This is a genomic window from Streptomyces sp. P9-2B-2, from assembly GCF_030406865.1.
GTDB lineage: Bacteria > Actinomycetota > Actinomycetes > Streptomycetales > Streptomycetaceae > Streptomyces > Streptomyces platensis.
The window spans coordinates 8,650,675-8,677,196 of record NZ_CP129126.1 but is presented as its reverse complement, the minus strand read 5'-3'; the positions used below and the strand labels follow the sequence as shown (position 1 = coordinate 8,677,196).

At 70.1% G+C, this 26,522-nt stretch carries 24 protein-coding genes and 1 pseudogene; 10 read left to right on the top strand and 15 right to left on the bottom strand.

What is annotated here, in order from left to right:
• Window positions 1-161: 161 nt before the first annotated feature.
• The 3 genes from QT196_RS38195 to QT196_RS38185 form a co-directional block, all read right to left on the bottom strand.
• Window positions 162-2,462 carry an Ig-like domain repeat protein gene (locus QT196_RS38195; protein WP_290356581.1) on the bottom strand — a complete coding sequence of 767 codons (2,301 nt, stop codon included), beginning with the start codon at window positions 2,460-2,462 and terminating at the stop codon, window positions 162-164.
• The gene (locus QT196_RS38190; RefSeq protein WP_168483300.1) at window positions 2,383-2,823 is read right to left on the bottom strand and encodes a hypothetical protein; all 441 of its coding nucleotides are present in this window, start codon (window positions 2,821-2,823) and stop codon (window positions 2,383-2,385) included. Before QT196_RS38190 ends, QT196_RS38195 begins: the two co-directional genes overlap by 80 nt.
• Before the next feature lie 503 nt (window positions 2,824-3,326).
• On the bottom strand, window positions 3,327-4,334 hold the full coding sequence (locus tag QT196_RS38185; protein WP_323139183.1) for a chitinase: 1,008 nt from the start codon (window positions 4,332-4,334) through the stop codon (window positions 3,327-3,329).
• Window positions 4,335-4,789: 455 nt separating this feature from the next.
• Between QT196_RS38185 and QT196_RS38180 the strand changes: the two genes are divergently transcribed.
• A complete protein-coding gene (locus QT196_RS38180; protein ID WP_168483298.1) occupies window positions 4,790-6,292 on the top strand; it encodes a PepSY domain-containing protein in 1,503 nt (500 codons plus the stop codon).
• A 156-nt stretch (window positions 6,293-6,448) separates the two neighbouring features.
• Here QT196_RS38180 and QT196_RS38175 read toward each other — a convergent pair whose 3' ends face one another.
• The 3 genes from QT196_RS38175 to QT196_RS38165 form a co-directional block, all read right to left on the bottom strand.
• Window positions 6,449-6,724: a hypothetical protein gene (locus QT196_RS38175; protein WP_168483296.1), complete on the bottom strand. Its 276-nt coding sequence runs from the start codon at window positions 6,722-6,724 to the stop codon at window positions 6,449-6,451.
• Between the two features lie 194 nt (window positions 6,725-6,918).
• Entirely contained in the window at window positions 6,919-7,794 is an 876-nt protein-coding gene (locus QT196_RS38170) for an alpha/beta hydrolase (RefSeq protein WP_290356580.1), read from the bottom strand.
• A 237-nt stretch (window positions 7,795-8,031) separates the two neighbouring features.
• Window positions 8,032-8,283, bottom strand: a complete 252-nt coding sequence (locus QT196_RS38165; protein WP_290356579.1) for a hypothetical protein — start codon at window positions 8,281-8,283, stop codon at window positions 8,032-8,034.
• A 428-nt stretch (window positions 8,284-8,711) separates the two neighbouring features.
• On the opposite strand from QT196_RS38165, the gene QT196_RS38160 reads away from it, so the two are divergent.
• The gene (locus QT196_RS38160; RefSeq protein ID WP_168483291.1) at window positions 8,712-9,092 is read left to right on the top strand and encodes a peptidase inhibitor family I36 protein; all 381 of its coding nucleotides are present in this window, start codon (window positions 8,712-8,714) and stop codon (window positions 9,090-9,092) included.
• Window positions 9,093-9,255: 163 nt separating this feature from the next.
• Here QT196_RS38160 and QT196_RS38155 read toward each other — a convergent pair whose 3' ends face one another.
• On the bottom strand, window positions 9,256-10,194 hold the full coding sequence (locus QT196_RS38155; RefSeq protein WP_290356578.1) for a hypothetical protein: 939 nt from the start codon (window positions 10,192-10,194) through the stop codon (window positions 9,256-9,258).
• A 345-nt stretch (window positions 10,195-10,539) separates the two neighbouring features.
• Here QT196_RS38155 and QT196_RS38150 point away from each other — a divergent pair, with 345 nt between their 5' ends.
• Both QT196_RS38150 and QT196_RS38145 read left to right on the top strand, forming a co-directional pair.
• Window positions 10,540-12,276 carry a histidine kinase gene (locus QT196_RS38150; RefSeq protein WP_248001537.1) on the top strand — a complete coding sequence of 579 codons (1,737 nt, stop codon included), beginning with the start codon at window positions 10,540-10,542 and terminating at the stop codon, window positions 12,274-12,276.
• Between the two features lie 132 nt (window positions 12,277-12,408).
• Window positions 12,409-12,639, top strand: coding sequence for a DUF6480 family protein (locus QT196_RS38145; RefSeq protein WP_168483286.1), 231 nt, complete (start codon window positions 12,409-12,411; stop codon window positions 12,637-12,639).
• Between the two features lie 128 nt (window positions 12,640-12,767).
• Here the strand turns inward: QT196_RS38145 and QT196_RS38140 are convergent, their stop codons facing one another.
• The 3 genes from QT196_RS38140 to QT196_RS38130 form a co-directional block, all read right to left on the bottom strand.
• Complete coding sequence (locus tag QT196_RS38140; protein WP_248001536.1) at window positions 12,768-13,124, bottom strand: hypothetical protein; 357 nt, start codon at window positions 13,122-13,124, stop codon at window positions 12,768-12,770.
• Window positions 13,125-13,228: 104 nt separating this feature from the next.
• Window positions 13,229-13,993, bottom strand: a complete 765-nt coding sequence (locus QT196_RS38135) for a serine protease (RefSeq protein WP_266737090.1) — start codon at window positions 13,991-13,993, stop codon at window positions 13,229-13,231.
• A 375-nt stretch (window positions 13,994-14,368) separates the two neighbouring features.
• The gene (locus QT196_RS38130) at window positions 14,369-15,088 is read right to left on the bottom strand and encodes a hypothetical protein (protein WP_168483282.1); all 720 of its coding nucleotides are present in this window, start codon (window positions 15,086-15,088) and stop codon (window positions 14,369-14,371) included.
• 165 nt (window positions 15,089-15,253) lie between these two features.
• On the opposite strand from QT196_RS38130, the gene QT196_RS38125 reads away from it, so the two are divergent.
• The 5 genes from QT196_RS38125 (at window position 15,254) to QT196_RS38105 (ending at window position 20,378) form a co-directional block, all read left to right on the top strand.
• Window positions 15,254-15,913, top strand: a complete 660-nt coding sequence (locus QT196_RS38125; RefSeq protein ID WP_290356577.1) for a TetR/AcrR family transcriptional regulator — start codon at window positions 15,254-15,256, stop codon at window positions 15,911-15,913.
• A gap of 131 nt (window positions 15,914-16,044) precedes the next feature.
• Window positions 16,045-16,344: a hypothetical protein gene (locus QT196_RS38120; RefSeq protein ID WP_266737086.1), complete on the top strand. Its 300-nt coding sequence runs from the start codon at window positions 16,045-16,047 to the stop codon at window positions 16,342-16,344.
• Window positions 16,345-16,762: 418 nt separating this feature from the next.
• Window positions 16,763-18,145: a family 2B encapsulin nanocompartment shell protein gene (locus QT196_RS38115; protein WP_168483272.1), complete on the top strand. Its 1,383-nt coding sequence runs from the start codon at window positions 16,763-16,765 to the stop codon at window positions 18,143-18,145.
• Between the two features lie 262 nt (window positions 18,146-18,407).
• Window positions 18,408-19,571 (top strand): cysteine desulfurase, encoded by a 1,164-nt coding sequence (locus QT196_RS38110; RefSeq protein ID WP_290356576.1) that lies wholly within the window; start codon window positions 18,408-18,410, stop codon window positions 19,569-19,571.
• A gap of 147 nt (window positions 19,572-19,718) precedes the next feature.
• On the top strand, window positions 19,719-20,378 hold the full coding sequence (locus QT196_RS38105; protein WP_168483268.1) for a hypothetical protein: 660 nt from the start codon (window positions 19,719-19,721) through the stop codon (window positions 20,376-20,378).
• A 54-nt stretch (window positions 20,379-20,432) separates the two neighbouring features.
• Here the strand turns inward: QT196_RS38105 and QT196_RS38100 are convergent, their stop codons facing one another.
• The 5 genes and pseudogenes from QT196_RS38100 to QT196_RS38080 form a co-directional block, all read right to left on the bottom strand.
• Window positions 20,433-20,948 carry a hypothetical protein gene (locus tag QT196_RS38100; RefSeq protein ID WP_168483266.1) on the bottom strand — a complete coding sequence of 172 codons (516 nt, stop codon included), beginning with the start codon at window positions 20,946-20,948 and terminating at the stop codon, window positions 20,433-20,435.
• 193 nt (window positions 20,949-21,141) lie between these two features.
• Window positions 21,142-22,710 (bottom strand): MFS transporter, encoded by a 1,569-nt coding sequence (locus tag QT196_RS38095; protein WP_290356575.1) that lies wholly within the window; start codon window positions 22,708-22,710, stop codon window positions 21,142-21,144.
• A 146-nt stretch (window positions 22,711-22,856) separates the two neighbouring features.
• Entirely contained in the window at window positions 22,857-23,420 is a 564-nt protein-coding gene (locus tag QT196_RS38090) for a GNAT family protein (protein WP_168483264.1), read from the bottom strand.
• A 156-nt stretch (window positions 23,421-23,576) separates the two neighbouring features.
• Entirely contained in the window at window positions 23,577-24,443 is an 867-nt protein-coding gene (locus QT196_RS38085; RefSeq protein WP_248001716.1) for a 2-dehydropantoate 2-reductase, read from the bottom strand.
• A 57-nt stretch (window positions 24,444-24,500) separates the two neighbouring features.
• Window positions 24,501-25,028: pseudogene (locus QT196_RS38080) on the bottom strand (DUF6817 domain-containing protein); the annotation flags it as partial.
• 273 nt (window positions 25,029-25,301) lie between these two features.
• Between QT196_RS38080 and QT196_RS38075 the strand changes: the two are divergent.
• Entirely contained in the window at window positions 25,302-26,450 is a 1,149-nt protein-coding gene (locus QT196_RS38075) for a serine hydrolase domain-containing protein (RefSeq protein ID WP_290356574.1), read from the top strand.
• Window positions 26,451-26,522 lie beyond the last annotated feature (72 nt).

The following is a 26,522-nucleotide window of genomic DNA, read 5'->3' as shown; positions in this document are numbered from 1 at the left end:
GCGCGGGTAAGTAACGGACGCGCCAACCGGACCGAGGCGCCGCTGCCCCGGATCGCGGCACCGGGAGAGCCGCGGGAGGCCGCCTGGCACTTCCCGAGGCGGCCGGAACACAGCGGTGCCCCGGCTCCGCTCACGGGAGCCGGGGCCGGGGCACCGCTCCGTCAGTTCACCGTCTGGAGAGTGGTTCCGGAGGACGGCCCGAAGCTGACGTCGCCGTTGTAGTTGCCGGTGACCAAGTGGGTTCCCTTCGGTAGGGGGTTGAACGACGCGCTGGCCGTGCCGTTGACGAGAGGCACGGTCTGGGGGCTGCGTCCCGTGATGGCGAGGGTGACGGTTTCGGTGGGCGTCCCCGTTGCGGGGGCGACGGGCACCACGGTCGCGGTGACCGTGACCCGGTCACCCGTCGTGGAGGGGTTGGGCGTGGAGATCACGGTGGTGGAGGTCGTGGCCCGGGTGACGGTCTGGGTGTCGGTCCCGGTGGAGCCGTTGAAGCTGGCGTCCCCGCCGTAGGTGGCCGTGACGGTGAACGGGCTCCCGGTGGTGGTCGTGTAGGGGTGGGTGACGGTGGCGACTCCGCCGGAGAGGGTCGCGGTGGCGGTGCTGGTGCCGTCACCGAAACTGAAGGTGACCGTGCCGGTCGGCGTACCGGCCGCGGAGGAGACCGTCGCCCGGACGGTCACCGTCCCGCCGGACACCGAGGGGTCGGGAGTGGAGGTCACCGTGGTGGTGGACGCGTTCTTGGTGAGCGTCTGGGTGTCATTGCCGGTGGACGCCGTGAAGTTGGCGTCTCCGTTGTAGGTGGCCGTGATGGCGAAGGGGCTGCCGGACCTGGTCGCGTAGGTGTGGGTGACGGTCGCGGTGCCGCCGGAGAGGGTCGCGGTGCCGGCGCTGGTGCCATCGCCGAAACTGAAGGTGACCGTACCGGTCGGCGTACCGGCCCCCGGAGCCACCGCCGCCACCATCGCGGTAAGCGCCACCGCCTGCCCCGCCACCGACGGATCCGGCGAAGAAACCACCGCCGTCGTCGTCGCCGCCCGACCCACCGTCTGCGAGTCACTGCCGCTCGATGACGTGAAGTTGGCGTCCGCGTTGTAAATCGCCGTGACGGTGTACGGGCTGCCGGCGGCCCCGGTGAACGTATGCGTCACGGTCGCGGTGCCGCCGGAGAGGGTCGCGGTACCGGCGCTGGTGCCGTCACCGAAACTGAAGGTGACCGTACCGGTCGGCGTACCGGCCCCCGGAGCCACCGCCGCCACCATCGCGGTAAGCGCCACCGCCTGCCCCGCCACCGACGGATCCGGCGAAGAAACCACCGCCGCCGTCGTCGTCGCCGCCCTGCCCACCGTCTGCGAGTCACCGGCACTTGACGAGGTGAAGTTGGCGTCCCCGTTGTAGATCGCCGTGAGGGGGAAGGGGCTGCCGCTCGTGGTGGTGTAGGTGTGCGCGACGGTCGCGATGCCGTCGGAGAGCGTGGTGGTGGTCGAGGGGGTGCCGTCGCCGAAACTGAAGGTGACCGTACCGGTGGGGGCGGCGGCCCCGGGCACCACGGAGGCGACGGACGCCGTGAGGGTGGTGGACTGACCCACGACCGTGGGATCGGGCGAGGAGATCACCGACGTGGTGGTGGCCGCCTTGCCGACGGTCTGGGTGTCGCTCCCGCTCGACGAGGTGAAGTTGGCATCCCCGTCGTATGTCGCGGTGATCGCGAACGGACTGCCCGCCGTACTGCCGTAAGCGTGCGTCACCACCGCCAGCCCATTACTGACCGGTGCCGTCAACGTCGGACTGCCATCACCGAAATTGAAGGTGACCGTACCCGACAGCGCCCCCGCCCCCGGCGCGACCGACGCCACCGAAGCCGTCACCGTGGTCAACTGCCCCACCACCGTGGGATCCGGCGACGACACCACCGCCGTGGTAGTGGCCGCCTTACCCACGGTCTGCGTGTCACCCCCGCTCGACGAGGAGAAGCTGTCGTTCCCCAGGTAGAGCGCGGTCACCGTGTACGGGCCGCCCGCGGCCGTATAGGTGTGGGTGATCCGGGCGACGCCGTCGGAGAGCGAGGTCAGGGTGGCTGGAGTGCCGTCACCGAAGTCGAAGGTGACCGTCCCGGTCGGGGTGCCCGCGGCTGGTGCGGCCGCGGAGACCGTCGCGGTGATGCTCACCGGCTGGCCCGTCACCGAGGGATCGGGCGAGGAGGCCACGGCGGTGGTGGTCGCGGCCTGGCCGACGGTCTGCATACCGGTTGCCGTGGAGGGGCTGAAGTCGGCGTCGCCGCTGTAGCCGGCCGTGAGGGCGTACGGGCTGCCGGAGGTGCTCGCCCAGGCGTGGGTGACGGTGGCGGTGCCGCCCGTCACGGGTGCGGTGACCGTCGGGGTGCCGTCACCGAAGTCGAAGGTGACCGTACCGGTGGGCGTGCCCGCTCCCGACCCGGCCGCGGAGACCGTCGCGGTGATGTCCACCGGCTGGCCCACCGCTGGTGGAGCCCTGGTCCGGGAAGACACCGGAGAACTGGTTGCGCTCGGCCATCAGGCCGGGGCCGGCCGCGGCAGCGAAACGCCGCCAACCCTCCCCGTGAACCGAGGTGTTGCGCAGCGCGGAGAGGGCGCCCAGAAGGGCGGCGCTGTCCCTCGACGCCGCCAGATCGGTGCCGTCGACCACGGTACAGACGACCGGGCCGCCGGCATCGCACCGCGCCATGTGTGGGGCCGGCGCGCTGAGGGTGGGGACGACCCGGTGGGACAGCGGGTCGATGACGGCGAGGTAGTTGCCGTCGCGGTCGGTGACGAGGGCGAGCCCGCAGGGGCGTTCCGGAGTCAGCATGACGGTGTCACCGCCGATGCCTCCGTGCCCGCGGTGTTCGCCTCAACGGGGCTTTCTTCATAGGGAAGTTGGGGGAAGGGAGCGTACCGGCCCGGCGGGGCCACCCAAGGGAGGGCGATGACGCGGACGGGGCACACAGCGCGGGCAGCAGGCATGACGGCTCCAGCCAACTTGCGGGCTCGCCGCACCATGAGACGCCCGCGTACGCGCGCCGACATGGCCGGTCCTGCACATCCCCAACGGAGGAGCGCTCGAACGGCACCGTCATCAGACCGGTGCTCCGAAACAGGCAGGGCGCCTTCCACTCCCCCGGAAAGGATGGGCGGCCCACCGGAATCGGACGGATTCAGTAACCCATCCCGGTGAGATGCAGGCAACACAGCGGGACCCAGCTCACCCGATCGGGCGAGCGGAACCCGGTCACCGATGAACCGCGGTGAGCCGACCCCGGCATGCCACCCCGGTACGGCGGTGCCCGGCCCGCCCCTTCCCCCTCTCCCGGCTCAGCCCGTGAAGGCGCGCACGAACTCGTTCGTCTTCTTCCCGAGGCTCGAACAGGTCGCCGCCGCCTTGAGGTTGGCGCCTCCCGGGCAGGGCTTGTCGCGGGTGACCGACCACATCGACAGCCGGCCGAGCCCCTTCTCGTCGGCGAACTTCTTGAGCTCGGCCGCGTCGTCGGGCCGGAAGACCTCGCCCTTGACGTCGTTCACACCGATCATCGGGGTGACCCCGACGCTCTTCCACGCCGTGGCCTCGTCCCGGATACCCAGCGCCCCCTTGATCTGCTTCTGCGTGGCGGTGGCGGCCGCGGTGGCGTACTTGCCCATGTCGCCGTCGTAGTACGTGCCGTAGTCCATGGCCATGATGTTCACCGAGGAGATCCGGGCACCGTTCTTCTTGGCGCTCTTCAGCACCGCGACGGCGTGCCGGTTGAGGCCGGAGGGGAGCACCGGGAGGGTGACGGAGACGTCCAGTTTTGTGTCCTGCTGAAGCCGGGCGATGGCCTGCGCGCGAAGGTCGTTGGCCTTGGTGTCGGTCAGTGCCGGGCCCTCGATATCGAAGTCGACCTTGGTCAGGTGGTAGGCCTCGATGACCTTGCGGTAGGCGTTCACCAGCTTGTCCACCGAGCCGCAGACCCTGGCCAGTTCATTGCCGCTCTGTCCGCCGAAGGAGATCCGTACATCGCCGCCCTGTGCGCGCAGTGCATCCGCCTGCCGCGCCACGGGGTTGGCGGCGAGCGGCTGCCGGCCGCCCCACTTGGGTACGCAGCCGCCGCCCGGCGAGACGAACGCCAGGTTGTACTCCTTCACACCGGTCTCCTGGGCTCCCTTGACGAGGTCGAAGGAGGGCTTCAGCGAGGTGTCCACATATGGCGAGAACCCGCCGGTCTTCGGCGTGGGGGCGGCGCTGCTCGGCGGCGCGGAGTGGGGGGAAGGTGTTACCGGGTCCGGGCGCTTCGGCTTCGCCGGTTCCTCGGACGAGCAGCCGGCGAGCAGAGAGACCGCTGTCACGGCCGTCACCGCCGCAAGGGCGGTCGGCTTCCGCTTGCGGCTCCGCCGGGAAGCGTGTGCGTCTGCGGGGTGCGTCATCATCGGGCTGCCTCCAACGGTGGGGGGTGGGCAGTGCTGTTCGGACCTGGAGTACGGGGTCGGGACGGGCGGAAGACTCCGTCTGCCACGGGCCGGATCCGGGAACTTCGGGCGGTGTGTGCGGGAGGGAAGGACCCGGCGCAGCAGCCCACACAGCACGCGCGACATCAGCACGTCAGCAGGTAAGGTCGGCCCGTTTGTCATGGCCGCCATCGTGCCATCCGGTGCCGACATCCTGGCGGGTGGGTGCGGGCCCGGCAGCCTCCCGTATGGGACAGCTCACATCACCCACGGGAACTCGTGCTCCGCTTCGTCCGACTCCCTGAGCGGTACCGGCAGCGGGCCGGGCCACCGCATCGACGAGCCGGGAGCCCCGCGTGCCCACTGAACAACGTCTCGCACCGAACGGTGCACCGGACTCCCCGGACACCACCGGCTCCGGGGAGGAGCGGGCGGTACGGCGTTCCGGGTGGGCCGCGTTCCGCCCGCTGGTGTTGCGTCTGCACTTCTACGCCGGGGTACTGATCGCGCCCTTCCTGCTCGTCGCCGCGGTCACCGGGCTGCTGTACGCCGGTTCCTTCCAGGCGGAGAAGCTCCTTTACGCGCAGGAGCTGAGCGTGCCGGTGGGCAAGACCGAGCGGCCGCTGTCGCAGCAGGTCGCCGACGCCCGGAAGGCCCATCCCGAGGGCAAGCTCGCCGCCGTACGCCCGGCACCGCGCCCCGGGGACACCACCCGGGTCCTGCTCTCCGACGTACCGGGCGTCTCCGCCGACCACCAGCTCGCCGTCTTCGTCGACCCCTACACCGGGAACGTCAGAGGGGCTCTGGAGACGTACGGTTCCACAGGTGCGCTGCCCCTGCGCACCTGGCTCGACGCCCTCCACCGCGACCTGCACCTGGGCGAGACCGGCCGGCTCTACAGCGAACTGGCCGCCAGCTGGCTGTGGGTGGTCGCCGGGGGCGGAGTGGCGCTGTGGATCGGCCGTAAGCGCCCGAACCGCAAGCTGCGGGCGCTCGCACTGCCGGACCGCACCGCCACCGGCCGCCGCCGGACGCTGTCCTGGCACGGTGCGGTCGGTCTGTGGGCCGCGGCCGGCCTGGTCTTCCTCTCGGCGACCGGTCTGACCTGGTCCGCGTACGCCGGGGCGAACATCGGCGAACTCCGGGAGTCCCTGGGACAGGCGACCCCGACCGTCTCGACGGCCGTGGCGGAGCACCACGCCGGACATGGCGGCTCCTCAGGCATGCCAGGAATGCCTGACATGCCTGGGATGGGTGACTCGAAGGGAAACCGATCGAGCGGCTCCGCGCCCGCGGACGTGGGCATCGACAAGGTGCTCCGCACCGCCCGCGCCCAGGGCCTCGACAACCCCGTCGAGATCGTCCTGCCGACGGACCGGGGCACCGCCTATGTCGTCAAGCAGGTGCAGCGCGGCTGGCCGGAGAAGCAGGACGCCCTCGCCGTGGACCCGGCGACGGGCAAGGTCACCGATGTCTCGCGCTTCGCCGACCACCCCGTCCTGGCCAAGCTCACCCGCTACGGCATCGACCTGCACACCGGCACCCTTTTCGGCCTCGCCAACCAGATCGCGCTGGCCGCGCTCGCCCTCGCCCTGATCTTTCTGATCCTCTGGGGCTACCGGATGTGGTGGCAGCGCCGCCCCACCCGCGACCGCACGCTGTCCTTCGGGCGTCCGATTCCACGCGGCGCATGGCGTCAGGTACCGCTGCCGGTGCTCATTCCGCTCGCGCCGGCCGTCGGGGTGGTGGGCTGGCTGGTGCCCTTGCTCGGCATTTCGCTGGTCGCGTTCCTGGCCGTGGACATCGCTCTCGGCGCACTCAGCCGCCGTCGCCGCGTAGCCGTCACCACTGTGGACTGACGGCCCTGGACTGGTGGCGGCCTCGCACGGGGAAGGTCCGCCCGATGATCGCGTCGGCCCGCCGTGTCACGGCGGGCCGGAGGACGGCAGAGGGTCGGCGGGCGGTCAAGGGTCGGCCGCGGCGTCACCGTAGCCCTAACGGGCCATATGGCCAGGTCAGGCGTCCCGCATCTCCGCCAGCCGGAACGGGCCCGCCGCGCCGGGGCCGAACATCACCGGCAGGTTGCGGCCCAGCGGTACGACGACGAGCGGCTCGTCACAGTACTCCTTGAGGAATTTCTCCAGGGGCTCCCAGATCAGGCTCCGGTACCCGGACTCGGTCCGCTGATGCTCAAAGGAGAGGGTCAGCGCGGAGTCCATCACGGTGACGCTCACCGAGTCGACCTCCAGCCACTCTCCACCGATCCAGGCCTCAAGCCGTACGTATGACATGCCGCAAGGGTGCCCCGCGCCACACCCGCCTCGCAAACCGCACCACGCCCCTGGCGACAAACGCCACCCAGCCGCCGCCGCGCCGCGCCGTCACCCGACTCGCCGTGCGTCCTCGCAGGTCGGCCGCCGGACACCCGGCCCGGGGCCGACCCGCTCCGGGCAGGATCAGCTGCTACCACCCGAGGGCGCGTGGGTCACGCCCGGCCCTCGTCCCCGGCGCACCAGGGTTCGGCGAGTTCGCCCAGGACGCGGGCCGCCGGTGCCGGGTCGATCAGCCACTTCAGGTGGCTGCCCTCCAGAGTGTGGACGTCGTACGGGTTGTCCGGCGTCAGCGCGTCGCCCTCGCGGATCAGCCGGTCCTGTAGGGCGAGCGGCAGGCTCGTGTCGTCGGCCAGACGCACGAAGGTCTTCGGGATGCGGCCCCAGCTCGCGGCCTGTGCCCGGTCGGCGGAGGTGCCGACGTCCAGGTTCTCGTCGGGCTGGAAGGTGTTCAGGAAGGTCAGGAACTCCTCATCGGTGCCGTCGGCGAAGAGAGCCGCCTTGAGTGCCGCGAGGGCGGCCGGGTCCGCGGTGCGGAAGTTGACGCGCAGCAGACCGAGTTCGGCCGGGTTCCCGGCCAGCGCCATGGCCATGGAAGCGGCGTCGACCGTGGCCATCTCCGGCTCGGCGTAGTAGTCGTTGATGTCGAGATCGACCGGGCACCAGGCCGAGACATAGACGAGGTGGTCGATCAGGTCCGGCCGGGCGTTGGCCGCCGCGGTGGCCGTGATGCCGCCGCGGCTGTGGGAGACGAGGATCACCGGCCCGTTCTCCTTGGCCCGCTCCAGTATCCCGATCAGGTGCGCGACGTTGTCGGCGAGCGTGACGCCCTTGATCGAGCCGGGCGTGGTGGCGAGCCCTTCCGGATCCTGCGGCGCCTGATAGACACGCGAGTAGGTCGCCCCGAATCCGTGGCCGGGCAGATCGACGGCGATCGAACGGTGTCCGAGGAGGCCGAGTTCGGCCTGGAGCGGCGCGAAGGAGAAGGAGTTCGCGAAGGCTCCATGGAGCAGTACGAAGGTCGGTTGCATTTTGTCCTTACTCACTTTCTTGCCGCCGAGGCGTCCACCCGCACACACCGCGCCCTTCCCGGCGCCACAGGCCACCTCGCGGCCGAGGAACGGGCCGTCGTCCTGCGCACCGCCCGCGCCGCAGAGACGTTTTGTGCGTGGCAGGCGCCACGCGGCCAAGCGCGGAGTTTCGAGCGCAGTGCGCGGACGGTTGCCCGGTATCCGAGGTTCACCCTACTCAACGGAAGATCATCGGCACTAGCTGTTTGAGGCCCTGGCGGCGAGGTCGATCGTCATGACGGCGCAAGCGAAACCGGTCCCCCGGCCCTTGCCTTCGATCAGCCGCGCGGCCGCGAGCGGGTCGAGAAGCGCCGGCGAGGACCCGCACAAGTTGAGCCACCCCGGAGCCCCGTCATAGCCCTGAAGACCGTGGCGGAGAAGGTCGGTGACCTGCGCGACGGCGCCCACCAGGAGCAGACCGGCCGCGAGGGCGCACACCACTGTCACCACCCACCGCGGGTGCGGTACGTCCCGGCAATCACGTCACACATCGCCTCAGCCGTGGGTGGGCACCGTCAGACAGCTGCGAAGATCGGAGAACCGGAACGGGTGCCCGGCCGCTGCCGGTTGCGCGTGCCGGTCCCGTTGCGCAGACGGTGTCAGACGTTGTGCCGCGAGGCGTCGGCGCGCAGCACGCCGCGTACGCCCGGTACATACGCTGCCGCGCTCCAACAGCCTGCGGTCCGGCGAGAAATGCCCTGAGGGCGGCCGCGGGCCCGGACCATACTGGTGCTTCGTCAGGCCGCCCGGCGCCCCTTCGCGGGCCGACCCTCCCACGCCACCCACCAGCCGTGGCTCTCCCGCCCCGACGCGATCCTTCTCAGCCGGTCCACAGCGGCGTGACCGTTCCCATCCGCACCACGAAAAGGACCCTTGCCATGCGTCGTCTTCACTCGCTCGCCATCGCCGCAGCCGCCCTGGCCACCGCCTTCGCCGGCGCACCCCTCGCCAGCGCGACCCCCGCCGCACCTGCCGGCCTGGCCGCCTTCAGCTGCTCCTCCGGGTACTTCTGCATCTACAGCGACTGGAACGGCGGCGGAACCCGCTGCCAGTGGTCGCAGGCCAGCAAGGCGAACACGGCCGACAACTGTTCCTTCATCCAGAGGGGACAGAATGTGCGCTCCGTATGGAACAACACCGGGCACCGTGTGCAGTACTACACCCAGACCAACTACCACGCACGCGTAGGCTCCACGCCCTCCCACGCGGGCGGCAACTTGCAGGGCAGCTACCAAATCCGTTCCTTCAAGCCGCAGTAGGCGAGGAGGAGCAACCGGCACCGGCTGCGGGGTGGTCCCAACACGTGTGCTGCGAGCCCCCGTTGGAGGGGAACGTACGGCACAAGGGGGCGGGACGCCGACCAGCGGCCCCCGCTCCCCCGCCCGGCCCGCCCGGCCCGCCCGGCCCGCCGGGGGCAGCCGGTCACGACGGCTCGTCGTGATCCCAGCGCCCGGCGGTGTGCTCGTGGGCGATACGGGTCCATTCCGCGGTGCCACCGGGCAAGGGCCAGGCCCAGGTGGGACGGCGTCCGGTGCGCGCCGCGTCGAGTCGGCGGGTGAGTGCGGGACCGGCGAACTCGGCGCCGTCGGGAATGCCGGGGCCGTGCAGAACGCGCAGCTCGGCGAAGCGCGTCAGTTCTGCCTCGTACGCCGCTACAGCGCGGCGGGTTTCGGTGTCGGCCTCGTCGTCGGGGACCGTCCGGTGGAGTTCCAGCAGCCGCGGTTCCGTGGACTCGGCGATCGCCGCGGCGAGGCGGGCATGGCCGTCCAGGATGAGGTGACAGTCCAGACCGCTGACCCACCAGAGAAGAACGGGCGGCAGCGTCCCGTCCCTGGCCTGCTTCCGGTAGGCCTTGACCCGGCTGTCGTCGGCATCCGGCATGGGGCGCAGCGGAAGAATTTCCCATGAACCGTTGTGGACGTACCAGTCGACATAGCCGTCCGGATGGCCGTCGATGAGCATCGCGCTCCAGTACTCCGCGAGCGGTCGGCGTCCGTGGTTCCCGTGCCGCAGTCGGGGGTCGGGGGACAGCACCCAACGGCCGTCGTGCAGCGGTGTCCCGGGTGACGAGGCCAGCAGATCCGCGAAACGATGTGCCCAGCGCTCGGTGGACCCGCCGTACGCCTGAACCGTCTGCGCACGCAGCGGCGGCACGGGCGACCGGTAGCGGTCCGTACGGAAGAAGTCCACTCCGTAGGCGGGCGGGTGCACCACACCGAGCAGTACCGGGTCCCCGCCCTGCGTCAGCAACAACCGGTGCTCTGCGGTCAGCAGGCACAGCTCCGGTCTGGGACGCCCTTCTGTCTCCAACGTGAGCCCGGACCATGTGCCGTCGGGATAAGTGAGGTTCGCGCGCCGCATCCTGGGACTGTAGACGGGGCGGATCGTAGCCCTGCGGCCAGTGGTGCCGTTCCTGACCGGCAACTCAGCAGAGTCCGCAGCGCGCTACGCGGTACCGCCGGGCGTCGGTGAGGGGTCGGCGGGTGTCGGCGAGTGCCGACAACAGACCTCACTCCGAGCCGGTTGACGGTCTCCCTCCGAGCCGGCTGGAGGTCCGCTCCCCGCCGCCCATCAAGCCGCGTGCCCGAGCAGTTCGGCGTGCCGAGCTGTTCCTGGCCTGCGCGCAGCCCGTCGCCGACGGGTCCGGACCGGGCGGAGCCGACGTAACATACCGGCAATTGTCCGCACGTCCGTTTGGTCGCCGATATGTCCGCCAAGGTTGCCGGCCCCGCCGCCGCGCCCGCCCCCCTGCCGGACCGGGCGCCGCCCGCTCCGGGCCCACTGCTCTGGCTTCCTGCGCTTCCCCGGTGGTGGCGGCCGTGGGGCGCGATCGCCCTGGACGTGCTGATAGCCGTGGCCTGTGTGCCGTTCGACGCACAGTTCCGCACGGCCTTCCCCGAGGGGGACATACGGAGCCTGCTGCCCGAGAACTGGGCGATGTGGTGCACGGTCGTGGCCGCTCTGCTCCTGGTACTGCGACGCCGCTTCCCCGTGACGGTCGCCGCGGTCATCACCGGCGGTCTCCTCCTGGGCACCGGCTCCGTCCTGGCCACCATCGTGGCGTACTACTCGCTGGCCCGGCACACCCCGCGACTGCGTACGGTGTTCATCGCCGCGCCAACGGGCTTGCTGCTCATCCTGGGCATGGCCGCGTTGCATCTGCGGAAGTACGCCCCGCTTCACGGGACGGCCTTCGCCCAGACGACGGTACTCATCGTGTTCGCCGGACTGATCGCGGTGGTGCTGCCCGTCCTGGCCGGCCTCTACCCCCGCACTCCGCAGCAGCCCTGGTGGTGGGAGCACCGGAGCGCGATGCTCTTCGACATCCTGCTCGTGCTGCTCTTCCCGCTGGCGAATCCCATCGCGCTCGTCAGCGGCCTGAACGGCGCGCAGCGGGATCCCCTGCTGCTGCCGGCTCCCGTGGTCGTCATGGTCGTGATGGTGCAGGGGGTGGCACTGCTCTGGCGGCGGCGGTATCCGGACGCACTCGCCGCTGTCTCGGTGCTCCTCATCCCGCTCGTACTGCCGTCCTTCAGCATCCTCCCCGTCAGTCTCTACGCGCTGGCGAAGTACGGGGCGTCGCGGCGCAATCTCCTCCTCGGCTCCGGCGCGGCGGCCGTGATTCTCGTCGTGTGGACCTTGGTCACCACGGGTTTCAACGCCGAGGCGTTCGTGCCCTACTCGATCTTCCTCGTGGTGCCCTCCGTGGTGGTGCCGGTGCTGTTCGGCATGTACCGGGGAGCCAAGCGGAGTCTGGTGGTGACCCTCCAGGACCGGGCGGACCGGCTGGAACGGGAGCAGCATCTCCTGGCGTCGCAGGCCCGGATGGAAGAGCGCACCCGCATCGCCCGGGAAATGCACGATGTGGTCTCCCACCGGGTGAGCCTGATGGTGGTCCACGCCGGGGCGCTGGAGGCGGGGGCCGGCGGCACCGGGGTGGCCTCCGATACGGGCAAGCTGATCGGCGACATGGGCCGGCAGGCACTGAACGAGCTGCGGCAGGTGCTCGGAGTCCTGCGCCTGGACGACGGGGACCAACAGGTTCCGCTCTCCCCGCAGCCGACGCCGGACGACATCGCGACCCTCGTGGAGGAGTCACGGGCCGCCGGGATGCAAGTCGCCTTCGACGTCATCGGCGAACCGCCGGCTGCGGACTCCACGGTCCAGCCCACCCTGTACCGGGTTATCCAGGAGGGGCTGACCAATGCCCACAAGCACGCGGGCAAGGTAGCGGCCCGGGTGGAGGTGCGCTACCAGAAGGACGACGTGCGGGTGATGGTGGAGAACGAGGCCCCGGACGGCCCCGTAACCACCCTCCTCCCGAGCGGAGGCCACGGCCTGGTGGGCCTGGGCGAGCGGGTAACCGTCCTCGGCGGCACCTTCGAGGCCGGCCCACTCCAATCCGGCGGCTTCCGTATCACCGCCACGGTTCCCCTTCGGTGAGCACCGTTCGCCCCCGATGAGTGCCGGTTCCTGTCGGTGAGCGCCGGTGCCCGTCGGTGAGCACGGTGCCCTGGGCCCAAGCCCCGCCGCCCTCCACCGGTGGATTCGGCCGATATCGGGCAAGCTTCCAGTATGGGTACTCAATATCCGGAACAGGATCCACACAACGCACCAGGCCTCGGGCCGGGTGACGGGGTGCCGCCCGAGGAAACACCCCAGGGCGAGGGCAGCACAGGGGCCGAGACCGGCCCCCGCGACAAGCAGACGCGCGGCTGGGCCAAAGGTCCAGCCATTGCCCTCGGCATCCTCGTCGTGCTCTGTGCGGCATTCTTCATCGCTTACGCCGTGACCGTGGCGCTGTAACTCTCGGTGAGCCGCAGCACCGGCGCCTCACCGGTGTGGGCGGCGCACGAGCTGGTCGCCTCAGCGCGCCCTCAGACGCGAACTTCAGGCGTCGCAGACGACCACGCCCTGGTCAGGCACTGCGAGCGTTACAGCAGACCGGCGATGCTCGGCGGGGCGAATACGTGCCGGGCGCGGTGTTCCAGGACGAGTACGGCCGGCATCTGCCGACTCTCGTCGGAGGTGCACCTCTCGCAGGACGGGTCGATGGCGGGGACGTCCGAAGCATGGTCGGTGGCGATGTGCCGGGCGAGCCTGATCTGGGTGGACACCACCGTGTCGAGGGGGTCGTAATCCACCCCGGGCTCCCCCTCTTCCCGGGCGGCATTCACCACCTCGGGGGCGCGCTTCATCGCCTTGTACAGCTCGGTGCACTCTTGGCAGCTCCACATCCAGGAGGGAGGCAGCGGCCACTCATCGGCACCAGGCACGTCACTGGAATCCATGCCCGTCACCGTAGCGAGCCGCCAACGCCGCAGGCAGCAGATCAGCCGAATCCCCCCTCCTGTGCAGCATCCTTCGCCGCACACTCATTTCCCGAAGAACACACCTACGCCGACGTCACCCCTCCCAAGAGCGCCGGAACGTCGGCGAACGCGGCGTCGGCGGCCTGGCCGCAGACCTTGCCGGCCGTTTCGCCGGCGAAGCTGAAGACGCCGACCAGTTCAGGGCCGCGACGTCCCCATATGACGAGGGGGCTGCCGCTGTCTCCGAAGCACATGGTCGTCTCGCCGTCGGATATGTCACGGGCGCAGAAGACCGAGGCCTCGTCCACTATGGCGGGCGCCTGGGCGGCGCACTGCGCATGGGTGCGGACGGTGAGGTCGCCACGGCGGAGTACGTCACCGCGGATCTCCTTCCCCGGCTGGGAAGGGTCCGGTGCGGCCGTGGTGCCGTGGCTGAAGAGGGACACAGGGGTGCCGGGCAGCGGCCGGTGGTGCGCGATGCGGAGCGGCTTGACGCCTCGGACCGGGGCGCTGAGGCGGATTTCTGCCATGTCGTACGCCGCCGAGGAGAGTGCGACGTTGTCGGGGTCTGCGGGGGAGGGCAGCAGTTCGTACCGGGGGTGGGTGGTGACGCTGCGGATGTCGCGTACGGTGCCGGGGTCCCGCGACAGGACCGAGGACCCGATGTGCACCTCCGCCCGCCTCGTGTCCCGTCCGTCGAGGCAGTGGGCCGCCGTCAGGACCCGGTCGGGAGCGATCAGCGCGCCACCGCACGACGCGCGTTGCAGCAGCGGGGCATCACCCTTCACCGCCAGGGTCGCCAGCCACGGGGCCGCGCCGCGCTGCGGCAACTGCGTGCCCCCGGACATGGCGTGCACCGAACCGGCCGTGCTCACACTCAGCGCCACAGCGACCATGACCGCACCGAGCACCGCCCCCGTACGCCTCCGCCTACGCCGATCACGCCGCACCTGTCGCCGCAGCACTTCTTCACTCACTTCGCTCCCCCGTCTCTCGCACCTCGTCTCGGTGCCATGAGTCGAAATTAGCGGCGGGGACGGCGGAATTAGTCAGACCGTGGTCGCGTCTGTGGTCATACTCCGAAGCGAACGCCCCTGAGCCACCGTCAGGGTTGCGGCCGCGAGACTCTGCGCGGGACCACACGGCGGAGGGAAAACCACTGGTGGGAGAGGTGGTCAACCAGTAGGGGACCGAGGCCACCTCAGCCGGGCCACCTCACCACCTCACGCCCGCCGCCGCCCGTTCAACCGCCAGTACTGCCGCCGCTTTTCATCCCGCACGACAACCCCCAGCCCGGCCACCTCCTCGCGCAGCTCTCGGAGTTCCTCGGTGGAGCTCTTCTTTTCGAGGAGTCGTGCACGGGCCTTGAGCAGCGCGTTGGCTCCTTGCGGCAGTCCCGGCACGTCCGGCACCCAGCGTCGGAAGTCGTCTTTGTAGGGGTCCTCGTCCACCCAGGCGTAACCGTGCGCCCTGAAGGTGTCGGCGACACGCTGGGCGTCCAGATCGCAGGCCTCCCGGGCGAGTTCACCCTCGTCGTCGCCGAGCAGGACGAGTTGCTTGCCGTCCAGGAACGCCTGGACGATGCGGTCGCGCGCGAACTCCTGGTCCTTGCCCTTCCGGGTAAGGGTGATCCGCTCGGCCGATACGACGGCGGAGAGCTCCTCGTACTGGGCGATGAAGCCCACGATCAGCCCCAGGACCGCGCCGGCGGAGAGCAGGCCGACAGTGATCCAGGGCTCCGGAACCGAGGCCAGGAGTTTGGCCGGTCCTTGCATCGGCGCCCAGGGCAGCCCCGCCAGCCACTCCGCCAGGATCTTGACCAGCCAGCCGGCTCCGGCCCCCAGCAGCGCGAGGACGACGTACACCAGCACCGACATCCAGGCCGGCTGAGCCAGCACCGTGGCCTTGTCCGTCCGGTGGTGGTGCGCGAGCTGGTCATCCATGGGCGGTGTCCCCCTTCAAGCAGTCTGCGTCGCCACGGCCGACGGAAGCCGGCGCGGTGCGGCGCAGGAGCGGACACCCATCATAAACCGAGTGCGCGGTCTATTATTGGCTCAACGGCGAAGGAGCCGTCCGCCAGAGGAAGCGGCCAGTCATAAGGTGATGCCATGAGGACGATCGATCCGGCGAAACATGCAGCGCGGCGTCAGCACATCGTGAACGCGGCGTGCGAGCTGTTCGCCACGCAGGGTTTCGAGCGCACCACGACGGCGCAGATCTGCAAGGCCGCCGGGATGAGTTCGGGGAACGTGTTCCACTACTTCCCCAACAAGCGCGCGATCTTCGTCGCCCTCCTCCAGGACGACAAGGGCGAGAAGACGGAGCGGCTGGCCGCGGCGACGGCCGGCGCCGACCCTTGGGCCGCGCTCCTGGACGTCGTACGGTTCCTGGCCGCACCCGCCGCGGAACCCTTGGCACCGCCCCTGGTGATGGAGGCCATGCTTCAGGCGCACCGCGACCCCGAGCTGGCGGAACTCCTGAACCAGGACAACACCGACGAGCACACGGTGATCACGGAACTGCTCACCAAGGCCGCCGCGGCCGGTCAGATCGACCCCGAGCTCGATCCGGGCCATGCCGCCTCGTGGGTCATGGCTCTCATCGCCTCGATGTACACCAGCGCGGCCACCGAGCCGTCCTTCGACCCGGCCGGGCAACTGCCCACCCTGCTCCTCATCTTGGAACGGTTCCTGCGCGGCGAGCCACAAGAGCGCCGGACCGGAGGGGCACCTCCACGGGAAGCCAACGCATCGGCGGCAGCGCGGTGACCTGACTCCCCGCGCGCAGACGCCGCCCACCGAAGCCGCGACCACCACCAACTACCCCTCGACGAACACCTCTTGCCCTCACACCACGCCGGTTCCACCAGCCCCACCCATCACCAAAGGACGACCCACCCGTGAAAAAGAGTGCGATAGCCGGCGGCTGCCTCCTCGGCCTCTTCGTGATCGCCTGCGCCTACCAGGGCGGCACCGACACCAGCGACCCACTGAGTCTCGCCGAATACAAGAAGATCAAGGCCGGCAGCAGCGAGAAGGCCCTGTTCGCCTACACCAATACGTGCAAGCAGAACAGCGAGTCCGAACGCGCCGAGGACTACCCGACCACCTGGACGTGCTACGGCGCCGACGGCAGCAGCGCGGTGTTCTTCTATTCCGAGGGCGTGATGTTCAGCAAGTCGCAGACCGGGCTGGTGTGAGGACGGTGCGCCGCCCGTCCGGCCGCCTCTCCCCCACCGTGCGCAACAGTCTTTCCCGCTAACGGAGTTGAGGCAGCCGCGCGTCATGGGACAGCGTCATAAGCCTGCCTTTAGGAAATACAAAGCACCGTTATGAGGGTAAATCCCGTCGTAAATCGGGCTTCCGGCGATGTCGCATAAGAGGTCCGGGTGCCCCGGGACGCGCCTCCGCGAGATTACTACGCAAGGTAGTGGCGCTGGAACGGCAGGTAATCGCGCAGGTATTCGGGGTTGCGTCGTCAGTGCAGCGAGCATTTCCGGCCGCGCGCCGGCGGACAACCGGTTGCGAGCGGTGGGCTTCGACCAGACGATTCAGACTCCCGCGTGCCGGTCGGCCGAGTGCCGGCCGAGCGGCATGCCCGTAGGCCAGGAGGTCCTGATGAACGACCAGACTAGTCTCAGCCCGGATGCGGCACGGCAACTCGCGACCACGACCAAGACCAGCCCTCAGATGCGCGGTATCACCCCGCGCTATCTCCTGCGGGCCCTGCCATGGGTGGATGTGGAAGCCGGTGTCTTCCGCGTCAACCGCCGCCGGACCTACGTCCTCGGTGACGATCGCATCAGCGTCCACACCGACGGCGGTTCGCCCCGCGTCATCCCGGGCGACCTGCGGGAGTTGCCGTATCTGCGGGATGCCGACGACGCCCTGCTCTCCGAACTCGCGGGCTCCTTCACGGAAGTCAGCTTCGAGGCCGGACAGATGCTGGCGCAGGACGGCGACGCGCACGACAAGCTGTGGGTGATCGCCCAGGGCCGCGCCGAGAAGCGGGTGAGCGGCCGTTACGGCGAGGACGCCGTGCTCGAAGTGATCGGCGACGGCCAGTTCTTCGACCTCGACGCCTGGACCCGTTCCGAGCCGCTGCCCTATCGCGTCCGGGCGCTCACCCCCGGTGTGGCGCTGTGTGTCGAGCGCAGTGTGCTGGAAGGGCTGTGTGAACGGGACACGGCCGTGCGGGGAGCGATGGATGCCTACCTCTCGGCGAACGGCATGCTGCCGGGCGCCGAGGTGCCGGTCGATCTGAGTTCCGGGCACATCGGCGAGCCCGACCTTCCCGCGACATTCGTCGACTACGAAGACACGCCCCGCGAGTACCACATGAGCCTCGCCCAGACCGTGCTGCGCGTGCACACCAGGGTCTCCGACCTCTACAACGGGCCCATCGACCAGATCCGGGCCCAGTCGAACCTCACCGCGCACGCACTGCGTGAGCGGCAGGAGGCCTCGCTGCTCAACCACCCGGAGTTCGGTCTCTTCAACAATGTGGCCCCCGGGCAGCGGGTCCAGGCGCGCACCGGTTCCCCGACCCCCGATGATCTGGACGAGCTGCTGACCCGGGTCTGGAAGCAGCCCGGTTTCTTCCTCGCGCACCCCAGGGCGATCGCCGCGTTCGGCCGGGAGTGCACGCGTCGGGGTGTGCCCCCGGTCATCGACAACCGGTTCGGCAGTCCACTGCTGAGCTGGCGCGGTGTCCCGCTGCTGCCCTCCGACAAGGTGCGGTTCTCCGGTAATGCGGGCATCGGCACCACCGAGATCCTGCTGATGCGGGTGGGCGAGGCCGAGCAGGGCGTGGTGGGTCTGCGCCCCGCGAAGGTCGAGGACGAGGTGGAGCCCGGTCTGTCGATGCGGAACATGGGCGTCGACCAGAAGGGCATCACGTCGTACCTGATGACGGCGTACTTCAATACGGCGGTGCTGGTGGAGGACGCCGTCGCGGTGCTCCAGAACGTCGAGGTCTCCAACTACTATGACTACTCCTGACGTCGTCCGGGGTCTGTGGCCCGGGGCGCCGACTCCGAATCTCCTCGGCGACGGTCTGTTGTCGCCCGATCCGACCACGGCCACGGTCCCGGCCTCGGCCCCGACTTCGACTTCGATCCCGACTTCGGCCCCTGCCTCGGCCCCGGTCACGGATCCGGCTGTCCCGGACGCCCACCCCGCACAGTTCACCGGTCTCCCCGGCCAAACGGCCGCCTTCTCACCGGAGTTGGCGCGTCGCGATGTCCCGATCCTGCACCGGACGGTGAACGGGCATCCACTGGTCTGGCTGGACAACGGGGCCACCACGCAGAAGCCACGCCAGGTGATCGAGGCGCTGGCCGGCTTCTACGGATCCGCCAACTCCAATATCCACCGCGGTGCGCACACCATGGCCCGCGAGGCCACCGAGGCGTACGAGGCGGGCCGGTCGGCGGTCGCCCAGTTCCTGGGAGCGCCGTCACCGGACGACATCGTCTTCGTACGCGGCACCACCGAGGCCATCAACCTCGTCGCCCAGACCTGGGGCCGGGCCAACCTCGGTCCCGGGGACGACATTCTGGTGCCGGTCCTGGAGCACCATTCCAATATCGTCCCCTGGCAGTTGATCGCCCAGCAGACCCGGGCCCGGGTGGTACCCGTACCCCTGCAACCGGACGGGCAGATCGACCTCACCGCATACGACGATCTGCTCTCCATGCGCACCCAGCTCGTCGCACTGAGCCAGGCGTCGAATGTGCTCGGCACCGTCCCGCCCGTACGCGAGATGACCGCTCTCGCCCACCGCTACGGGGCCAAGGTCCTGGTGGACGGGGCCCAGGCGGTGGCGCACTTCCCCGTCGATGTGCAGGACCTGGACGCCGACTTCTATGTGTTCTCCGGCCACAAGCTGTACGCCCCCACGGGCATCGGCGCGCTGTATGTGAAGCCGGAGATCATGCGGGACATGGCGCCGTGGCAGGGCGGCGGCAACATGATCGAGTCGGTCGACTTCACCCGTACCACCTATGCCCCCGTCCCTCATCTGCTGGAGGCCGGCACCGGTCATATCTCCGGCGTGGTCGGTCTGCTGGCCGCGCTGAACTGGCTGACCTCCTTCGACCGCGACGCCATCGCCGCCTACGAGACCTCACTGATGGCGTACGCACAACAAGCCCTGGCGACGGTCCCGGGACTTGAGTTGCTGGGCTCAGCGCCTGACCGCATCGCCGTACTGACCTTCACCCTGGCCGGCCACGACCCGTCGGAGATCGCCGCCTGGCTGGACCGGGACGGCATCGCCATCCGGGCCGGACACCACTGCGCCCAGCCGGCCCTGGCCCACTACGGCCTGGCGAGTGCGGCCCGTGCCTCGCTCGCGCTCTACAACACATCCGAGGAGGTGGACAAGCTGGTGGCCTCACTACAGCAGATGCAACAGGCCGCCTGACGCTCCATCCGTCCGACGTCGCCGACCGCTCATCGGTCGGCGACGTCGGCACGAGTGCTTCAGCGGCGGCTTGTGGCGGCCGACCGCCGCTGAGCGCGTGCACGGTTCATACTGGGAGCCGGACCGCAGATGAGGGGGACCCAAGCCATGACGTGGTCGCCGGACGAGGTGGAGCCGCCGATTCGGGTCGAGGACGTGTCGTCCGCCGGCTGGATCGAGGAGAACGTCGGCGGGTTCGACAGTGGTGTGCATGCCCTGCTGCCGGCCGGGTTCGAGGCGTACGTACGGCTGCTGCATCCCAGCGAGCCGTCGGACGGCCGGTTCGAGCGGTGGGCGGAGGTGGCGCAGCGGTCGGGGCGCACCCTGCACCCCCTGGCGCGCTTCGAGGACGTGGCCGGCCCGGGTGATGAACCACCGTGGCAGGGTTCGCTGCCCGCACCTGTACTGGCGGCTTTGTGCCCGGTGCTGGCAGCGGAGACCGGCACCCCGCGGCAGTGCCTCTTCGGGCTCTGGGAAGGGTGGGGCTGGTCCGATGCCGGCGGGCCGATGGTGCAGTTGAGCGGACGTGCCTACACGCTGTACGAGGGGCCGATCGAGGCCGCGCTGGCCACCGGGGACCGGAGTGCGGGGGTTTTCTTTCCGCAGTCGCCGAATCTGTGGTGGCCACGGGACCGGGCCTGGTGCGTCGCCACGGATGTGGACCTCGACTCCACCTACATCGGTGGGTCCGCCCGCCTGGCCGAGCGGCTGGCGGGCGAACCGGACATCGAGGTGGTTCCGGTGGCGCTGAACGACCGGCTCGGTTGAGCCGGTCGTCGCACACCACTCCTGCCCGGCCGGACGTCTCCCCGGCCGGTGGGGTCAGCGCTTCTTGCAGGCGTCGATGCGGACCGTCGCGCTGGTGTGCTTCACCTGCTGGGTGTGCGGGGTGTAGCCGGGCGGGAAGGTGACCACGCCGGCGGAGACGCCGGTGTACTTCTGCCGCTTGATGCAGCGCCGCGCGGCGTTCTGGCCCACCTTGTTCCGGCCGCGGTTGACCTTGGCGCCGCTCTGCTTGTACAGCGATCCGTTCTTGTACAGGCCGACGCGGAGGGCCAACTGCGCCACCGGCTTGGTGCACTTGATGTCGGCGGTGACGTTCACCATGTGCCGGTTGTCGGCGTGGGCGTGGTGGGAGTAGTGCGGGAGATGCGTGGTGATCTTGCAGGTGATCACGTCACCGCTGCGGGCGTCCATCGTGCGTACGGTGGTGGTGCCGGTCGCGGTGTCGGGCCCCGGCCCGGCCGGTGTCGAGGCACCGGCGGTCCCCGCCCCCATGGTCAGTGCCAGCACGCCGGTCAGCGCTCCGGAAAGCAGCGTTCGCTGTACGATCCTCATGAATATCCCCCTGTGTAGCGCCCGTTGAGGCGCATTGCTGATGCGCCGTCACCTCTCCGTGGCCGATCCGAGGTCCGGCGCGCGCTGGCCACATAATTGCGTATCAGGGCGGCGGGCGCAGGCATATCGCACATCTACCGCCTTCGGCACCGCACGGCGGGAACGCCACACTTCACGGGAAGCGGCACCCTCACTACTGGAAGATCTGGGTGACCACCGGCCTGTCTTCGACCGCCACTGACCGCCTCGGGCGGCTCGTCCGATCCGCGGCCCGCGCCGTGAAGATTCCGATGGCGCAGAGGACGGCGAAGCCGAAGAGCACCCATCGTGCCGAGCCGAGCATCGACGGGCCGCCCAGGCTGACCAGGACACCCGCGACCGCCGTGCCGAACGCGGTGGACATCGTCGTCACGGTGGCGATCGCGGCGGCCGCCTGCCGTCCCTCCTCCGGGTCGGTGGCGGCCGACATCGCGGCCACGGACAGGTGCGGGTAGGCGAGCCCGATGCCCGATCCGGCGACGCACAACACCGGCACCCAGATGACCACCCACCAGATCGACGCGTGCTCGCGCTGGAGCAGCCCCTGGACGAGGAAGCCGAGGGCGAGCAACACCGGGCCGGTGGTGCGCAGTCGGCGTACGGTGTGCTCCCGGACCGCCGATGAGCCGGCGATCTGGGTCAGTGACCAGCCGAGGGAAACCGCCGCCCCGAAGAACCCGGCCGCGAGTGGGGGCAGCCCGGCGAGGCGTTGGCCGAACAGTGGGACGAACGACTCGACAGCGACGCCGAAGGACAGCAGCCCGAGCGTCAGGTAGACCCACTTCAGCGCCGAACCCGCCCGGTATGTCGCGCCGGGGAAGACCCGTCGCGCACTGCGCCGCTCATGGGCGACGAATCCGACGACCAGCAGCAGCGCCATCGCGACGCCCGCCGCCCTCGCCATGGTGTCGGGCAGGATTCCGGACACGCTGACGGCCGCCGTGGCGGCCATGACCAGCGCCAGGGACACCACCGGTACGGGAGCCGCCGCATGGCCACGTTCCCCTCGGGGCAGCACACGGGGCACGGCCGCGCCGCACACCGCCGTGATCCCCGCCATCAGGACGAACGCCAGGCGCCACGAGCCGAATTGGGCGAACAGGCCGCCGAGCGCGGGACCGGCGAAGTTTCCGACGCCGTACATCGCCGACATCAGCGCATTGCCACGGGTCCAGAGCCGCCGCGGCAGGGCCGAGCGGATGACCGCGAACCCGAGTCCGGACAACAACCCGGCGCCGAGGCCCTGAAGGCAGCGGCCCGCCAGCAACACCGGCATCGTCGGACTCACCGCACAAGCCAGTGAGCCCACCATGAACAGGGCGAACCCGATGAGATAGGCACCGGCGTTCCCCCAGCGTGCGAGGAACCGGCTGACGAGCATCGTCGCGATCACCATGGCGACGAGGTAGAGCGTCATGTTCCACGCGTAGAAGCTCTCACCGCCGATCTCGGCCACCGCGGTGGGCAGCATGCTCGACGCCAGATAGATATTGACCGCGCCGACGAGCACACCGGCGGCCAACACGACCGCGGCGCCCCGATGCTCCGGGCCGAACAGCTCCCGCCAGCGGGGCGGGGCGGGGGCCGGATCGGGAGGTACGTGATCGTCTCCGTCAGCGTGATCATCGTGTGCGGGGTTTCGACGGCGGTCGGCATCCCCGATGTTGTCGAGGGGCTCCAAGTCAGGCCGTGGGCCTGGGAGTTCGCTGTTGTCGGCATTCATGACTTCCAGCGTTCCATTGAAGCGAGCCCGGAGACTTCGGGCCGGATCCGCCGTACGGTGCCGGGCCGAGGGGCAGACAACCCTCAAGCCGCGGGTGAACCCATGAGACCGGCCCCGGCACCGGCCCGGCCCGGCCCCGGCCGACGTCAGCCTGTGGTCTCCCGCTGGCGGCGCCATTCGGGAGCCAGGACCGACCAGACCTCCATGTCGTGGCGTACGCCGCGGTGCGGATAGCTCTCCCGCTGCACTCCTTCACGCACCATGCCGAGCCGCTTGGCGACATTGAGGCTGGGGGTGTTGGCCGAGGATGCGATCCACTCCACACGGTGCATCCCACGCTGCTCGACGGCCCAGTCGATGAGTACCCGGATCGCGCGGGTGATCAGACCGCGCCCGACCGCCGACTCCTCCAGCCAGCAGCCGACCTCGCAGGTGCCGGAGGTGACGTCGAACGCCACGAACAGGACACCGCCGACGAGTACCCCGTCACTCCAGATGCCGTAGAGACGACCGGTGTCGGCAGCCGCCTTGTCCGCATACGTCTGAAGGAACGCCATGGTGGACGCGAGGTCGGTGGTGCGGTCCGGCAGTGAGACATACCGGCCGATGTACTCGCGGCCACGGTCCATATGCGCGAGGTACTCCCCGGCATGCCACGGCTCCAGCGGCCGCAGCTCGGCACCCTCATCACCCAGCGATATCGCGAACACTCTGTTCCCCCGTCCGACACGGCTCCTCCGCACCGGCTCTCCTCCTGCGCGGACCCGGCACGAGCGGCGCCGGCTCTCCGCCGCTCGCGCACCGCGGCCGAATAGTCCCACACCGGTGCGGCCGTCGGCCCCCGGCCTGCCCTTTTGAAAGAGCGCTCAGCCGGCACTCAGCTCGGTCATCAGCCGGACGGCCACCGGCACGGGTACGCCGTGCCGCTCGGCCGCGCGCAGCAAGGCCCCGCCGATCGCATCGAGCTCCAGCGGCCGCCCGGCCTCCGCATCGCGCTGCATGGACGACTTGCTGCCGGCCGGGAACGCGTCGTACAGGGCCAGGGCCTTCGTCGCATCGGTAGGCGCGCCGCAGGCGCTGCTCACGGCGGCGGCTTCCTCGACGAGGGCCACCAGTTCCTCGCGCCGCTCGGTTCGCACCTCGCCAATGGTGCGGCCGTATCGGGTGGTGAGCAGGGCGAAAGGGGCCAGGAAGGCCAGCTTGGCCCAGAGCGCGGCGGTCTCGTCCTCTACCACCCGCGTGCGGACCCCGGCGTCCTCCAGCAGCGCGGCCAGCGGGGCGAGGCGCTCGTGCGCTCCGGACAGCTCGATCTCCGTGAACGGGCTGCCGTGCTCGATGGTGCCGGGTGCGGTGCGGGTCGACTCGACCCGGATGATGCCCGGTGCGACACGCTCCGCGCCGTAGCGCTCGCGCAGCACGGCCGGATGCTCGATGCCGTTGAGCAGCGGCACCACCACGCCCTCCCCCGGAACGCCGGGCGGGATCCGCTCCAGCGCCGACTCCAGAGCGGTGTGCTTGACGGCGATCAGGCACAGATCGACGGGCTCCCGCAGCTCGGTGTCCGCCTCGACCGTCGCGGTGAAGTCGCCGAACTGGCCGCTGCGGACGCGGATGCCGTCCTGGCGCAGGACCCGGGTCGTAGCGTCCCCCGCCACACAGATCACTCGGTGTCCCGCGCGGGACAGCAGGGCGGCGAGGAGACCACCGACCCCGCCCGGGCCCAGCACCGCCACGGTCCACGGTCGGGGTGCGGCTCCGCCGGGGAGCGGCGCGGTGGTGAGCTCCGTATGGCAGTCCGTCCAGGCCGACCGGCTCAAGAGTGGTCGTAGGCGGGTGAACAGGGTGAGCAGGTCGGCGCCGGAGGCTTCCCGGAAGGCGGGGGCGAAACGGGCGATATCGAGTTCGTTCGCGGCCGACAGCTCGGCGAAGTCGCGTCGCAGGCCGAGGTCCGGTGTGAAGGTGCGGCCGGTGAAACGGTCCCGGTAGGCGGCATCGGGGTCCGCGAGGGTGGCGTAGGAGGAACGCCGGTCGCACGCGGCGTAGAAGTACACGAGCGCCTCGGCCTCGGCGCCGATCACCGCCGCCAGCTCCGCGCGCCGGTCGAGCGGCAGGAGGGACGTGGGAAAGCCGTCCGTGCCGTAGAACGCGTGGCACAGGCCCGCCAGTTGCACGGCGGGGCGGGCGCCCCAGGCGGCGAGCTGTTGCTGTACGCGGCGAAGGTGAGCGAGAAGAGTGCCGCCGGGGTGCGCGATGGTCTCGGCACCCAACTCGCGGAGCTGAGACAGTACTTGGGGTCCGGCGGAAAGCGGTACGGACATGAGATCGGGCTCCTTTCGGACGTGACGGGTCGACACCTGCCCGGTGCTCCCCGCTTCCCGGCGGACGGTTCCGTCCGGTGCGGAGAGCGGCACGGTTGCCGCCCTTGGGCCCTGCGCCGATCTTCGAGGCGGCCCGGAGGCATGTCAATGCTCGGATTGTCCGGCGAGGGTGGATGTCGGCCGATCGGGTCGGGCTCGGCCGCTTCAGACCGATGATTCCGCGCCGGGGCGGGAGTCTTGTTTCCGACCGCACACTCGGGAAGGTGGGCACACATGACCAACCTGCACGACACCCTGGAGAAACACATCAGCGACGGGACGGTACCCGGGGCGGTGGGCCTGGTGGCTCGCGGCGACCGGACCGAGGTGCAGGCCGTCGGGTCGGTGGATATCGACGGCACGGCCCCCATGACCAGGGAATCGATCTTCCGGATCGCCTCGCTTACCAAACCCCTCATCGCCGCGGCGGTCATGATGCTGGTCGAGGAGGGCCGGATCGCGTTGGAGGACCCGGTCGGGCACTGGCTGCCGGAGCTGGCGTCGCCCTCAGTCGTCCGCACGCCGGACGGGCCGGTGGACGAGGTGGTCCCCGCCGCCAGACCGGTCACCGTGCTCGATCTGCTCACCTCCCGCGCCGGACACGGCTTTCCGTCCGACTTCTCGTTGCCTGCTGTCGCACCGCTGCTCAGCGATCTGAAACAGGGCCCGCCGCAACCGCAGCACGTCGCGGAGCCGGACGCCTGGATGGCGACACTGTCCCGTATTCCGCTGCTGCACCAGCCGGGCGAGGGCTGGCTGTACAACACCTCGTCCGACATTCAGGGAGTGCTGATCGCCAGGGTCTCCGGCAGTCCGCTGCCCGAGTTCCTGGCGGAGCGGCTGTTCGAGCCGCTCGGCATGGTGGACACCGGTTTCGAGGTGCCGCCCGGCAAGCTCGACCGGTTCACCAGCTACTACCGGGCCGACCCGGCGGGCGGCCTGGAGCTGGTCGACGCCCCCGACGGGCAGTGGAGTCGCCGGCCGGCGTTCCCGTCGGGCGCCGGGGGCCTGGTCTCGACCGCCGACGACTGGTACGCCTTCGCCCGGATGCTGCTCGCCGAAGGGACCGTCGACGGCCGCCCATTGTTGTCGCCCGTCTCGGTGCGGCAGATGACCACCGACCAGCTGACTCCCGCCAAGCGCGAGGCCGGCCGGGTATTCCTGGAGGGCCAGGGCTGGGGTTTCGGCGGCTCGGTGGACATCGAGGTGATCGACCCCTGGAACGTACCGGGACGCTACGGCTGGATCGGCGGCAGCGGAACGGCAGGGCATCTCAGCGCGTCCACCGGCACCGTCACCATCCTGCTCAGCCAGCTGGAACTGGCCGGACCGACGGCGCCAGCCCTGATGCGGGACTTCTGGCGGTGCGCGGCCGGGGAGTGAGAGGCGGGAGTCGGCGGCGGGGGCTGCTGCTGCGTTCGCGCCTTCACGGCGCAGCCCTTCGCCGCTGGCTAC

Bases quoted from the DNA above. Each gene is read 5' to 3' on its own strand.
- QT196_RS38175 (WP_168483296.1), bottom strand. From the start codon at position 6,724: ATGTCATACGTACGGCTTGAGGCCTGGATCGGTGGAGAGTGGCTGGAG.
- QT196_RS38095 (WP_290356575.1), bottom strand. From the start codon at position 22,710: ATGAATGCCGACAACAGCGAACTCCCAGGCCCACGGCCTGACTTGGAG.
- QT196_RS38075 (WP_290356574.1), top strand. From the start codon at position 25,302: ATGACCAACCTGCACGACACCCTGGAGAAACACATCAGCGACGGGACG.
- QT196_RS38115 (WP_168483272.1), top strand. From the start codon at position 16,763: ATGAACGACCAGACTAGTCTCAGCCCGGATGCGGCACGGCAACTCGCG.
- QT196_RS38105 (WP_168483268.1), top strand. From the start codon at position 19,719: ATGACGTGGTCGCCGGACGAGGTGGAGCCGCCGATTCGGGTCGAGGAC.
- QT196_RS38145 (WP_168483286.1), top strand. From the start codon at position 12,409: ATGGGTACTCAATATCCGGAACAGGATCCACACAACGCACCAGGCCTC.
- QT196_RS38140 (WP_248001536.1), bottom strand. From the start codon at position 13,124: ATGGATTCCAGTGACGTGCCTGGTGCCGATGAGTGGCCGCTGCCTCCC.
- QT196_RS38155 (WP_290356578.1), bottom strand. From the start codon at position 10,194: ATGCGGCGCGCGAACCTCACTTATCCCGACGGCACATGGTCCGGGCTC.
- QT196_RS38100 (WP_168483266.1), bottom strand. From the start codon at position 20,948: ATGAGGATCGTACAGCGAACGCTGCTTTCCGGAGCGCTGACCGGCGTG.
- QT196_RS38160 (WP_168483291.1), top strand. From the start codon at position 8,712: ATGCGTCGTCTTCACTCGCTCGCCATCGCCGCAGCCGCCCTGGCCACC.
- QT196_RS38125 (WP_290356577.1), top strand. From the start codon at position 15,254: ATGAGGACGATCGATCCGGCGAAACATGCAGCGCGGCGTCAGCACATC.
- QT196_RS38170 (WP_290356580.1), bottom strand. From the start codon at position 7,794: ATGCAACCGACCTTCGTACTGCTCCATGGAGCCTTCGCGAACTCCTTC.
- QT196_RS38135 (WP_266737090.1), bottom strand. From the start codon at position 13,993: ATGTCCGGGGGCACGCAGTTGCCGCAGCGCGGCGCGGCCCCGTGGCTG.
- QT196_RS38130 (WP_168483282.1), bottom strand. From the start codon at position 15,088: ATGGATGACCAGCTCGCGCACCACCACCGGACGGACAAGGCCACGGTG.
- QT196_RS38190 (WP_168483300.1), bottom strand. From the start codon at position 2,823: ATGCTGACTCCGGAACGCCCCTGCGGGCTCGCCCTCGTCACCGACCGC.
- QT196_RS38150 (WP_248001537.1), top strand. From the start codon at position 10,540: ATGTCCGCCAAGGTTGCCGGCCCCGCCGCCGCGCCCGCCCCCCTGCCG.